Origin of the sequence: Pontibacter mangrovi, assembly GCF_006385705.1 — a bacterium.
GTDB lineage: Bacteria > Bacteroidota > Bacteroidia > Cytophagales > Hymenobacteraceae > Pontibacter > Pontibacter mangrovi.
In genome coordinates, this window is record NZ_VFRQ01000007.1 from 41,959 (window position 1) to 54,085 (window position 12,127).

Consider the following 12,127-nt stretch of genomic DNA (forward strand, 5'->3'; position numbering starts at 1 on the left):
TTCTTATTTAACTGCTTTCAGGTCGGCGATGGTCTGCAAAGGGTCTGGCGAAGAGAAAACAAAGCTACCGGCCACCAGTGCATCAGCGCCTTTCTCCAGCAACAGTGGGGCATTATCCTGGTTCACACCGCCGTCAATTTCTATCAGCGCCTGCGAGTTGCGCTGGATGATGAGGTTCTTCAGGTTCTCGATCTTGCGGTACGTGTTCTCGATAAACTTCTGGCCGCCAAAGCCCGGGTTCACCGACATCAGGCACACCATGTCTACATCTGCAATAACGTCCTCCAGTAGCTGCACAGAAGTATGCGGGTTCACCGCAATGCCAGCCTTGGCTCCTGTGGCCTTGATCTGCTGCACGGTGCGGTGCAAATGCGTGCATGCTTCAATGTGCACCGAGATGGTGTCGGCTCCGGCATCCCGAAAACGCTCAATGTATAGCTCTGGCTCCACGATCATCAGGTGCACGTCCATAGGCTTTTGGGCATGGCGCTTGATGGCCTCCATTACCGGAAACCCGAAGGAAATGTTGGGCACAAAGCGGCCGTCCATGATGTCGATGTGCAACCAGTCGGCCTGGCTGTTGTTTAGCATCTCTACCTCCGACTGCAGATTGGCAAAATCAGAAGCTAAAACTGATGGGGCGATAATTGGTCTCATACCGGCAAAGGTAACTTAAAATATGATTTGGGTTGATGATTTGTATGCAACAGTAGCCTATAGTTTGATAAAACGGAGCGTGAGCACGCTGCTGCCCGACCGGACCCGGCACAGGTACAGCCCTGCCTGCAGCGCCTGTGGCTGCAGCGCCAGCGCCTGCCGTGCCGCTGGCTGCTGAATGCGTTGGGCAAACACTTCTTTTCCGGTGGCGTCCAGCACCTGCACCTCTACCGCTTGCTGCAGCCACTCCTCGGCCAGATAAAGTATAACCTGCTCTTGGTATACCGGGTTTGTAATCAGCGCCTGCACCTCTCCCTCCAGCAAAGGCAACACGCTCAGGACACGCTCATAGGTAGGTATGCCATAGCCGATGCTGTTATCGGGCGTGGCGGCATTACTTCCGCTGCGGCGGATGAGTTTTAGCAGCTCCATGTTAGATTTATCTGGAAATTCCTGCCACAAACTAGCCGCAAAACCAGCCATAATTGGTCCGGCAAAGGAGGTGCCGTTGCCCTGCGCCAGCCCTCCCGATGCATTTAGAAAATAAACCCTTTGCCCCATCGCCACCACATCCGGCTTTACAGCGCCGTCAGCAGTTGGCCCCATAGAGCTGAAGCGGGCCTTCACCCCCAAAGAGTCTACGGCCCCAACCGCGAGTACGGAGTCTGCATCTGCCGGCGCAGAAATATACCGCCAGGCTTTGTTTCCCTCGTTACCCGCGCTGACGACCACCAGCATCCCTGTCGCTGCTGCAAAATCTGCTGCCCTGGAGACAATGGTAGTGTTGCCATCCATATCGGCGTAGCTATAGCTTTGCGAGGGGCTGTCGAAAGTGGTATAGCCAAGCGAAGAATTAATGACATCAGCTCCGGCACTATCGGCAAACTCAGCGGCCATTAGCCAGTTAACTTCTTCTATGTTATGCTCAGAGGCGGCATCCTCTGTGCGAAACAGCATATAATTAGCATCGTAGGCGGTACCGATCATCAGCCCCGGCGCATAAGCTGCCATGGTGGAAAGCACCGCTGTGCCATGCGAATCAGCACCAAAAACATTTTCCTGCTTCAACACAAAGTCAAACGTAGCTTTTAAGCGATTATCCTCAAAAAGATGGGAAAAAGGTTGAAGCTTGTCTACATTCGGGAAGCCGGCATCCAGCACCGCAATGGTGATGCCGCTTCCCGCAAAACCCTGTGCATGCAGTTCATCGGCCCCTAGCATATCGGCCTGATGGAAAGCCAGATTGTACCCCTCCCGATCCGGCACCGGCAAGGAGTTTTCATCGCTTTTGTCTACTACTGCGTGTTGTGTAGCTAAAGTATGCAGTTCTTCGGTTTGGATGGGCAGCCTGTTTAGGGTGCGATATCTTTTGATGAAGGGCAAGGTCTCTAGCTGCTGTAGCTGCTCATCGGAACACTGCACGACAGCCGCATTAAACCAACGCGAAGTATACCAAACCTTTATGCCGGCATCTTTGAGCGCTGCAACGTAAGCCGGATTTACCGGAAGGTCTCTTGTGGTTAGGGAGATGTTTTGCCTTTTCCGCCGCTCCAGGGCCTTTGGCGACAGGAACTCCAGTGGTTTGGAGAGAGAATATGGTGAGTTATGTTTGTCGGCAAAGTATAGTAAACGCTTCTGCCCCTCTCCGTCTGTGTTACCAGCATCCTGCGCCGAAACAGGCAGGTACAGCAACAGGCAGATGAAGAGGAGCAGCAGACGCATACTTTATTCTTTTCCGTGGGAGATCAGTTCTTCGTGCCGCTCGTGGCCGTGAAGTTTAAAGCCTATGCCGTAGACACAGTCCTTACTTTCGGTCTGGTTACAGAATACTATCACATTGTGATACCTATAAATAAGACCAATATCTTTTGCATAAACTTCTTTACGTTCATCTAAGTTTACATCATCAGAATGGTAGTCACCATGAATGACCTCTACTGTATTTGGGTAAGAGATTCCATTTAAGTCATAAGACACCCCTATATTAGAAAAAGAATATAATTCTTTCCCATTACGAACTTTTTCTGCATAGTCAAATGCAAGATTATTATTATAGGCATCACCCACCCACTCCTTTCCCTCCTTGATGGGAAAAACCAATTTCACATACTTCGTATTATTCTTTGTCAGGATGACGTTGAGCTCGGTCTTTACGACAGTCATCACCGAGTCGTCCACCCATTCATCGCCCTCCTCATCTCGAACAGAGCGAATGATCTTATAGTTGAGTGCCCCGGTCTGGTCTAGGAAAGTTGTGTCTACGCGCTCGCGCAGCTGGAAACGTGTAGTGTCGCCCACGTTGCTCATGTAGCGGATGTCTGTCACGTTATAGATGCGCCAGTCGCCCTCCTCCAGCGGGTAGTAGTCATAGCCCATTGCCTTCGGGTCCGGGTCTTTATACTTATCCTCGCAGGCAGCCACCAGGCCGGCCAGAACAACCAGAAGCAACAGGGCTCTTCTCATTATTGTAGCACGTTCAGGTTATACTCCGAATTATAGTTCGACTCAATCCAGCCACCGCCTACTACATCGTTGCCTTCGTAGAACACAGCAGCCTGGCCTGGGGCAATGGCGTGTACGCCGCTTAGGAAGTGTACCTTCATCTTATCACCCTCCTGCTCAATAATCGCCTCCGTACCCGGATCGTTGTAACGAACCTTCGTTACCGTCGGGATAGGCTGGCCGATCAGGTGCTCATACTTGGACATGTTGAGTTTGCCAACTGTCATTGCATTTTTGGCCAACTCATCGTAATTCCCTAGCACCACGCGGTTAGTATCTTTCTCAATACGTGTTACATAAGCCGGAAAACCTAAAGCAACACCTAAACCTTTGCGCTGCCCGATAGTATAGAACGGATAGCCCTCGTGCTTGCCTACCACGGTGCCATTTTCCAGCACAAACTCGCCGCCGGCCACACGCTCTTCCAGGCCCTCTACGCGGCGCTTCAGGAAGCCACGGTAGTCGTTGTCCGGTATAAAGCATATCTCATAAGACTCCGGCTTGTTTACCAGTTCCGTAAAGCCGCGCTCTTTCGCCATCTCCCGAATCTGCGTCTTGTGCAGGTTCCCCAGCGGAAAAATCGTACGGCTCAGGCTCTCCTGTGAGATGCCCCACAGCGCATACGACTGGTCTTTGTGCTCATCCAGGCCTTTGGAGATAACGTAGCGCCCGTTCTCCTGGCGCAGGTTGGCGTAATGGCCTGTCGCAATAAACTCACAGCCAAGCTGGTCGGCGCGGCGCAGCAGCGCGTCCCATTTAATATGCGTGTTGCACAGCACGCACGGGTTTGGCGTGCGGCCCGCCAGGTACTCGTCGGTGAAATGGTTGATCACAAAATCCCCGAACTCATCACGGATATCAATGATATAATGCGGAAAACCAAGCTGTACGGCTATATTACGGGCATCGTTGATGGAATCAAGCGAACAGCAGCCTGTTTCTTTTTTGCTGGCTCCGCTGGAGGCATAGTCCCATGTTTTCATGGTCATGCCCACTACCTCATAGCCTTGCTCGTGCAACATCACGGCTGCCACCGAACTGTCGATGCCGCCGCTCATAGCCACCAATACCCTTCCTTTAGTACTCATTTATATAAAAACTGTAGGTCGAATTAAAAATTAGTATGTTGATACAAATATAGCAACAACAACACACTTATTAAGTTTCAGGTTCTAATTTATGCCGTTGCCCTGGTCGATGCGCGTGCATTTGCCTCGGAAAAAGCTGAAAAAGGTTGGCTGTAAAGGAAAATCGGCTTTACTTTGGTCTCTGGAATTTTGTGTATAAATCTACCACTAATCATAAAGTATACATCTCTATGGGCCTACGTACCTCAGTGATAGTTAACGGAATAAATAACCTCAGCGATGCGCGCTACTGCGCCGGCATGGGGGTAGACATAATTGGTTTTAACCTGAAGCTGGATGATGCAGAGCGCGTGCAGCCAGAAACCCTGAAGGAAATTCTGGGCTGGGTGGCCGGCGTTGAAACGGCCGGTGAGTTTCTGCGCGCCAAACCCGAAGTCATCAACGAGTTGGCAGCGGAATTTAACCTGGACTACATTCAGTTGGATGTGCCCTACCTGATCGATGAGATCGAGGAAATTGAGCGGCCGGTTATCCAGAAAGTGTTTATCAATAAGGATACCGTGGAGGGTGAATTGCAGGAAATGATGGAGCTCTACAGCCCCTTCGTGCATGCGTTCATCATCTTCTCCGACGACTTCACTACCGTCGACGAGACCAACTCGCGTTTTCTGGCCGATCTGTCAGAGAAGTTTAAAGTATACCTTGGCTTCGGCATCGACAAGGACAATGTGCACGAGGTGCTGCAAAACATCAAGCCAACAGGCATCGGCCTCACCGGCGGGCACGAAATTAAGCCCGGCCTGAAAGACTTCGACGAACTGGCTGATATCTTTGAGGAAATCGAGGAAGCTTGAGTTAGTTCTGAGTTACGAGTTCCGAGTTTTGCTTGTAACTATTCGCTTTTGAAAAAAGGAATGCCCGCGAGAGATATCTGCGGGCATTCCTTTTTCTATACCTTCAACACGGACCTAGTAACTCCCAAACTCTCTAAACTTTATACTGCAGGTACTTGATCGGTACGCCATCAGCCAGGTAGCGCTTTTCATAGGTCGTGTAGATGCCCATGGTGTGCTCCTGCAGGTCGGAGTTGTACAGGTCCGAAGTATGAATCAGGTTTTTCACCTTTCGCTCCTGCAGCACTTCCAAGGTATATTCGTAAAGGGGCCCATTATCAGTTTTCAGATGAATGATGCCGCCGGGCTTCACAATGTTTTCATAAAGGTCCAGGAAGCGTGGCGAAGTGAGGCGGCGCTTGATGTCGCGGTCACGCGGGCGCGGGTCCGGAAAGGTGATCCAGATCTCATCCACCTCGTTTGCTGCAAAATTTTCCTGAATGTTCTCGATGAACGTTCGCAGGAACGTCACGTTCTCCAGCTCCTCCTCTTCTGCCAGGGTGCTCCCTTTCCAAAGGCGGGCTCCCTTTATATCGGAGCCGATAAAGTTTTTCTCCGGAAACAGACGGGCCATGCCTACGGTATACTCCCCGCGGCCACAGCCAACTTCCAAGACAATTGGGTGATCATTCTCAAAATGATGCTCCCGCCATCTTCCAGCTATCTGACCGTACAGTTCGTCGCCAGGCTCTATCACATTCTCCCGCTCAGCAATTGCGGCAAACTTGGCTAATTTAGATCTTCCCATTTCTATAGTTCTTCAATCTCTGCGACCACAAAGGTACTACCTCCGATAAAAATAACCTCATCCGGGGCAGCATTTGCCTTGGCTGCCGCGATGGCCTCCGCCACAGTTGTGTAAGCATTTCCTTTCAAACCCACAGTCTCAGCTTTTTGCACCAGCTCCTGCACGGGCAGGGCACGCGGAATATTAGCCTGGCAGAAGTAATAAGTATACTTTGCCGGCAGCATTTGCAGGATCTTCGTTACGTCCTTATCGTTCACGGCGCCGAAAACCATGTGCACCCGCGTTGGCTGCAGCTGCTCCAGCCCCTGCAGGATCTGCCGAATACCGTCTTCGTTGTGCCCCGTGTCGCAGATGGTAAGCGGTTTCTGCTGCAGCACCTGCCAGCGCCCTTTCAGCCCGGTTATACTTTTGACATGAGCAAGGCCCCTGCGGATCGCTTCTTGTGTTATAGTATAACCTTTCAGCTCCTGCAGCACCTCCAGCGTTTGCAGCACGCCCGGAAGGTTATACTTCTGATAGCCACCGGCCAGGTCAATTTCCAGATCTTTCAAGTATAAATTTCCATCGCGGTATACCTGGAACACCTGCCGCTGAAGCGTGCTTTCGCTTAGCTCTAACGTATAATGATCCGGAGCAAAGTATAAAGGCGCTCCCACGTCTGCAGCTTTCGCTATAAAAACCTCTTCTGCCTCCGGCTGTCGGCTACTTATCACGGCAGGCACCTTAGGCTTGATGATACCGGCTTTCTCGGCGGCAATCGCTGCAATCGTGTCGCCCAGCATGTTTTGATGGTCGAAGCTGATGTTGGTGATGAGCGATACTTCCGGCGTGATGATGTTCGTGGAATCCAGGCGGCCACCCAGCCCCACCTCTATGACCGCCACCTCCACCTGCTCCTCGGCAAAGTAGGCAAACGCCAGCGCCACCGTCATCTCAAAAAATGAGGGCTTTATGCGCTCGAACAGCTGTTTGTGCTGCTCTACAAAGTTAATGAGGTAACCTTGCGGAAGCTCCTGTCCATTCACGCGTACGCGCTCAGTAAAGGATTTTAGGTGCGGCGAAGTATAAAGGCCGGTTTTATAGCCTGCCTCCTGCAGCACGGCCGCCAGCATGTGCGAGCTGCTGCCCTTGCCGTTGGTCCCTGCCACATGAATGCATTTAAACCGATGCTGCGGCTGCCCCAGCGCCTCGCAAAGCGCTATAATATTGTCGAGGCTCTTCTTAAAAGCAGCATTGCCGATGCGTTGAAACATCGGCAATTGCTGGTATAGATAATCAAGACACTCTTGATATGTCATCAAAAGAAAGTATAAAATTAACGCGCTGTGATTCTGAAAGTCACCACACCGGAAGCGCCGGACGTGGCGACGCCTGAACCCGTGCGGCTAAACGTGGTTTTATAAAGCTGCTCCTTGTACCAGGAAAGCACCCGCGGCGATACCGTATTTTCCAACACTTCAACATTAACCAGGTTTCCATCCGCGTCAATTTTAATCCTGAAACGGATCAGGCCGGTTTCGTTGCTGTACGGGTCGCGCTTCGGCTCGATGTCGTAGCGCCAGCCTGGCATGTTCAGGGATCCTCCGGCACCTCCGCCGGCTTTTCCGTAAAGCGCTTTGGCATTCACATCTCCTTCCGGATCGCCTTTGTCGCCCACTTTGCCGGTGTCGTCGCCGTTGTTGTTGCCTGTGGCCGCATCAGAAGAGCCATTCTTGCCCGTACCGGTGCTGGTCGTAGGTTTGCCCGGGTAAAGCGACTTTGGCTTCTCCGGCTCTTTTTTCACCACTTCCTCTTTGGGTGGCTCTGGTTTAGGCTCTGGCTTTTTAACTTCTTCTTTTTTAGGCTGTGGCTTTGGCACCGGCTTCACTTCCTCCTTCACCGAAACAGGCTCGGGGGCGGTAGTAGTCGTTACTTTCGGTGTTTCTACGGGCTGTGCCGGCGGCGTAGGTTGCGGCGTTGGCTCAGGTTGAGGTTCCGGCTCCGGGTCGGGCTGGGTAGGCGCAGGCTTGCTGTCCTCCACGTTCTTCGCCTCGTTTGGCGTAGCCTCTGTCTGCACATCCCCACTGCCTACGGCATCGGTTCCAAAGTTCATCTCAATGCCATACTCCGGCGCCGGTGGATCAGGTGCCCGCCAGGCCAGCATGTATATCAAAAGAAGCAGTATAAGCACGTGCACCCCGATGCTGACACCGGCGGCAATGCGCTTATTCTTTTCTTCTTCTTTGGAGAGGGCAATTGCCATAGTATAAATCCTTATTCAGTTGGCACGGTGGCCAATGTTACACTTGCGTTCAGGTTCTTGGCGATACCGGCCACCTTTACCAGTTGCTCTACCGGCACGGTCTTGTCTACGTGTAACACCACTGCTCCCTGCTCTGTTCCGTTTTCCTTTAACAAGGCCGTTAACTGCGGCTCGATGTCGTCCAGCGCAATGGGCTTCTCGTTCAGGTAATACTCCAGGTCCTCCGTAATCGTAATGCTGATTTTCTGCATCACAATGTCAGAGGTTTTGCTGCTTGGCAGGCTAACTGGCAAACCAGAAGGCGTAACGAAATTGGAAGTCAGCATGAAAAACACCAGCAACAGGAAGATGATGTCGGTCATGGACGACATGCTGAACTCGGCGTTTATCCTGTTTTTAGAGCGTAGGTTCATTCTTAAAGCTGTGGTTCTTGTAGAAGGTCAAGGAACTCGATAGAAGAGTATTCCATAGAATGCACAATGCTGTCGATCTTAGAGACCAGGTAGTTATACCCCACATAGGCTGGCAGACCAATGATCAGACCTGCGGCAGTGGTTACCATGGCCTGGTAGATACCGCTGGAGAGCAGCTTGGGGCTAACAGAGCCTTCTGCCTGCGCAATGGCGATAAATGCGGCGATCATACCAGTTACGGTGCCCAGGAAGCCGAGCATCGGGGCGGCACCGGCAACGGTGGCCAGAGCGGCAAGGTTCTTCTCCAGACGGCTGATCTCAATCTTGCCCTGGTTTTCAATAGAAGTCTCGATGTTCTTCAGCGGGTGCCCGATACGGGTAATGCCCTTGGAGATCATGCGTGAAACAGGTGTGTTTGTCTGGGCGCAAAGCATCTTAGCCCCGTTGATATCACCTGCCAACACCATGCTCTTGATGCGGTCGTTGAAGCCCTCGGGGTTTTTGGCCGCTTTCTTCAGCGTCAGGTAGCGTTCTACAAAAATATAAATGCCTGCCAAAGACAGGAGCGCGAGCGGAATCATGGCCCACCCGCCATTCATGGCCAAATCTAAAAGCGAAACGGAAGTATCTGCAGCTGCTTCGGTACCCTCTGCCAGTGCTGCGGTTGTGTCGGCATCAGCCGATGTCATGATTTGTAATAAGAGTGATGTCATGTTAATTGTTAAGTACCCAAAGTGTTTCTCCGTATTTCTCTCTGTAAGCTGTAAGGGAGGCCTGGGCCTCCTCTTTAGATGGGAAGCTGGCAAGCGCTACCCTGAAAAGGCGGCTACCCGGCTGCGGCAACAGAATGTGCACCTCTTCGTGCCCCTGCTCCATCAGCTGCGCGCGTCCCATCTCAGCATTCTCCAGCCGCGCGTAACCGCCAGAGATAATGTAGGAACGACCGTCTTTCGTATAAATTATATGAGCTGGTGCTTCTTCCGCAGCGTCTTCGGTGGCTGCTATGGCCTCTTCCGCAACATCTTCAGTATCAAAACCTGTATCTTCAAAGCCTGAAGTTATACTTGCGCTCCCTTCCGGCTCATAAGTTTTATCTTCTGCCACTTCCGGTGCATCAGAAGCAGGCAGCATATCGGCATAGTAAGCAACGCGTTCTTCTTCTGTAAAAGGCACATAGCCGTCTGCGTAACGCTCTGGCTGCGCTGCGGCAGGAGCTGTATACCCGGAAGTGAAAACAGTGATCGGGTTAAGGCTGCTCAGGTTATACTCGTCCTGCAAGGACAGGAAGTACAGCGCCGACACCGACAAGCCGGCCAATGCCAGCCCTGCCGCCACATTGTAGGCCCGCTTGATGCGCCTGCGCAGCGGCTGCCGCTCCTCCACCAGTTCCTGCTGGCGCTCTTTGATAAGCGTTCGCAGCACAGCCGGCTCTTCCTGCTTAACCGGCCTCGCCGACAGTTCAGGCAGTCCGAAGCTGTCTTCCAACATATTGTCGGCCTCCTGGTATTCAAACACCAGCCTGCGCTCGGCATTGTACCGGAAAACGCCGATCTCTTTTAACTCAAAGCGCTTCTCCTGCTGCAGGCTTGCCTTAGCCTGGTGCACAAACTCTGCCACACGCTGCTGGGCATCAGCTTTCGAAACCTGATCCTGATGTGCAATCGTGCTGATAAGCAGGCCGTCGTTGAGCACAAGCTTCTCGTTGAATGCGATCATCTTGGACGGCGGAGACAGTGTATGCTTTACAGGGCTAATACGGGCAGGCACGTACCGCGCAATCAACCCGCCAAAATCCGGGATAATAACGCAGTCGTGATTGTACAGCAGTGACTTGATGTGCTTCTCAACCATAAGCTAAGTTTAGAATGAGTAAGTTACGCCTCCTATCAGGTTTATACTTTTGTTCGGGTAGTATACGAATCGCTCATATTTTTTCCCGAACAGGTTATTTGCCATCAAAAACACGGTAAAGTTATTGGTGAATTTGTAGTCCGCCTTTAGGTTCAGATCCACGATCGAGTCGGTCTTCCGCAGTTCTGTGGTTCCGTCCGCATGTGTTATCCGGCCAAATGAATCCCCAATATAATAAAGTTCTGAATTAAAGAGAATCTTATCATAGAAGTTGTAGGTGCCGTAAACGCTGGCCATCAGTTCTGGGCGGTGGAAGGGCTGCTCCAGGCTAGCCATGTTATAGCTGTTATAATCAGCCTTTAAACCAAGCCGCACCTCGTCTGAATAATTAAAAGAGGCCTCGCCAAAAATATTAAATACGTTTGTCACGCCGTCGTCGTAAAGCAGGACAAACTTGGAGGGGTCAGCTTCTGAGTTGTTGTAGAAGTACAGGTTACGGAAGTTTTGGTAGGCTACGCGCCCGTTCAGGTGCACGTAGTTGGCAATGTTGGCCTGAAAGCCGCCATAGATCTCCAGCCCTTTGTTAACATCGGCTACCTGCACGTTCGGGGCCAGATATGGATTTTCCTGCGTCAGCTCATATAAAGAAGTTCTTTCAAGGTCGCCCCCTATTCCGCCGTAAATCAACAGGTTGCCTTCTATCGGCTCCAAGCCAACACGAACCGTAGGGTACACGTTGAACTGGCGCGCGTCGTTCACCTCGTCGCCGGTATAGGCTACCTTAGCACCAATGGTCAGGCGCACCACGTTAAACTGGCGCTCGTAAGCTGCCAGCAGCTTAAACAGGCCGCGGCTAACGTCGGCAGAGTCTTTGTGCGACAGCAGGGAAAGGTCGGCATCCACTTTAAAAGCAGACACATCATCAATTCCATACTCGCTGCGGAAGTCCACGGCAAAGTTGCTTTCGCTCATGTCATAGTTGTCGTTGATGTAGCGGAAGCGCGCATTGGTCTTGTACAGGAAAGGAGCGTTGGAGTTCTGGTTATGGAAGAAGCCTTGCGCCTGAATGCGGTTAAACACCTGCTTGATCGTGTCGCGGTCTACTTCCATGTCATTTTCCAGCAACGGCTCATACCCGTAGAAGTAGCGTTTCTCCCGGCCATACTTCAGGTCGCCGCCTACGGTCAGCCCTCTTAGGTAGCGCTCTCCGTGCAGGCTTAAATCCGATTGCGAAACTGCGGAGTTTTCTTTATCCACCGGGCCTCTGGAAGAGGACACATGGCTGACGTTGGCACCGATGCTGCCGTCTTTGCTGCGCTTGTTATGGAAGTATCCCTTCAGGTACAGCGTACCGTAGTTACCCAAACCGGCTTTTATATAATTGCCATACAGCTTGGTAAGTTCATCCTGCTTTATGGTAAGCACCTTTAGCTGCAGGTCGATGTCCTGCTCGGGCAGGCGGTAATCCGAGAAGCGATAACGCACGTTCCGGTCAGCCACCTCCGGCGGGTTGATGCGGAACTTCTCATAATTACGGGCTGCCTGCGGCAATTCAATCACGCGGTTCTTCTCCACTACCACCTCGGCATCCTCCAGTTTTCCGCCCTCAGACCAACCCTGGTTCTGGGCCTGCGCGGTATTCAGATAGCTGTAGCCTACGCTCAGCACAATGGCAAGGGAGGCTAATCTCATTTTATTTTTCATGATGATTCTCTTCTTAATCCGAAACTCTG

General features: G+C 51.8%; 12 protein-coding genes. 1 reads left to right on the plus strand and 11 read right to left on the minus strand.

Translation table 11 applies throughout. The features are described 5' to 3' along the window. Positions 1 to 3: 3 nt before the first annotated feature. Genes rpe through mnmA form a run of 4 tightly spaced genes read right to left on the minus strand, consistent with a single transcriptional unit; the run spans position 4 to position 4,247 of the window. Positions 4 to 657, minus strand: a complete 654-nt coding sequence (gene rpe / locus FJM65_RS13695; RefSeq protein WP_140622116.1) for a ribulose-phosphate 3-epimerase — start codon at positions 655 to 657, stop codon at positions 4 to 6. Between the two features lie 57 nt (positions 658 to 714). Next, the gene (locus FJM65_RS13700; protein WP_140622117.1) at positions 715 to 2,379 is read right to left on the minus strand and encodes a S8 family serine peptidase; all 1,665 of its coding nucleotides are present in this window, start codon (positions 2,377 to 2,379) and stop codon (positions 715 to 717) included. A 3-nt stretch (positions 2,380 to 2,382) separates the two neighbouring features. Next, positions 2,383 to 3,120, minus strand: a complete 738-nt coding sequence (locus FJM65_RS13705; RefSeq protein WP_140622118.1) for a hypothetical protein — start codon at positions 3,118 to 3,120, stop codon at positions 2,383 to 2,385. Next, a complete protein-coding gene (gene mnmA, locus FJM65_RS13710) occupies positions 3,120 to 4,247 on the minus strand; it encodes a tRNA 2-thiouridine(34) synthase MnmA (protein WP_140622119.1) in 1,128 nt (375 codons plus the stop codon). The genes FJM65_RS13705 and mnmA overlap by 1 nt, the downstream gene beginning before the upstream one ends. Before the next feature lie 230 nt (positions 4,248 to 4,477). On the opposite strand from mnmA, the gene trpF reads away from it, so the two are divergent. Continuing rightward, positions 4,478 to 5,101: a phosphoribosylanthranilate isomerase gene (gene trpF, locus FJM65_RS13715; protein WP_140622120.1), complete on the plus strand. Its 624-nt coding sequence runs from the start codon at positions 4,478 to 4,480 to the stop codon at positions 5,099 to 5,101. Between the two features lie 133 nt (positions 5,102 to 5,234). On the opposite strand, the gene trmB is transcribed toward trpF, so the two are convergent. From trmB to FJM65_RS13750, 7 genes are all read right to left on the minus strand, one after another. Next, entirely contained in the window at positions 5,235 to 5,888 is a 654-nt protein-coding gene (gene trmB / locus FJM65_RS13720; RefSeq protein WP_140622121.1) for a tRNA (guanosine(46)-N7)-methyltransferase TrmB, read from the minus strand. A gap of 2 nt (positions 5,889 to 5,890) precedes the next feature. Then, on the minus strand, positions 5,891 to 7,141 hold the full coding sequence (locus FJM65_RS13725; protein ID WP_239022954.1) for a bifunctional folylpolyglutamate synthase/dihydrofolate synthase: 1,251 nt from the start codon (positions 7,139 to 7,141) through the stop codon (positions 5,891 to 5,893). Positions 7,142 to 7,203: 62 nt separating this feature from the next. Beyond that, positions 7,204 to 8,130 (minus strand): hypothetical protein, encoded by a 927-nt coding sequence (locus tag FJM65_RS21645; protein ID WP_140622123.1) that lies wholly within the window; start codon positions 8,128 to 8,130, stop codon positions 7,204 to 7,206. Positions 8,131 to 8,141: 11 nt separating this feature from the next. Beyond that, the gene (locus FJM65_RS13735; RefSeq protein ID WP_140622124.1) at positions 8,142 to 8,543 is read right to left on the minus strand and encodes an ExbD/TolR family protein; all 402 of its coding nucleotides are present in this window, start codon (positions 8,541 to 8,543) and stop codon (positions 8,142 to 8,144) included. 2 nt (positions 8,544 to 8,545) lie between these two features. Next, positions 8,546 to 9,256, minus strand: coding sequence for a MotA/TolQ/ExbB proton channel family protein (locus FJM65_RS13740; protein ID WP_239022955.1), 711 nt, complete (start codon positions 9,254 to 9,256; stop codon positions 8,546 to 8,548). Between the two features lies 1 nt (position 9,257). Beyond that, positions 9,258 to 10,394, minus strand: coding sequence for an HU domain-containing protein (locus FJM65_RS13745; RefSeq protein ID WP_140622125.1), 1,137 nt, complete (start codon positions 10,392 to 10,394; stop codon positions 9,258 to 9,260). A 9-nt stretch (positions 10,395 to 10,403) separates the two neighbouring features. Then, on the minus strand, positions 10,404 to 12,098 hold the full coding sequence (locus tag FJM65_RS13750; protein ID WP_140622126.1) for a TonB-dependent receptor: 1,695 nt from the start codon (positions 12,096 to 12,098) through the stop codon (positions 10,404 to 10,406). Positions 12,099 to 12,127: the final 29 nt, after the last annotated feature.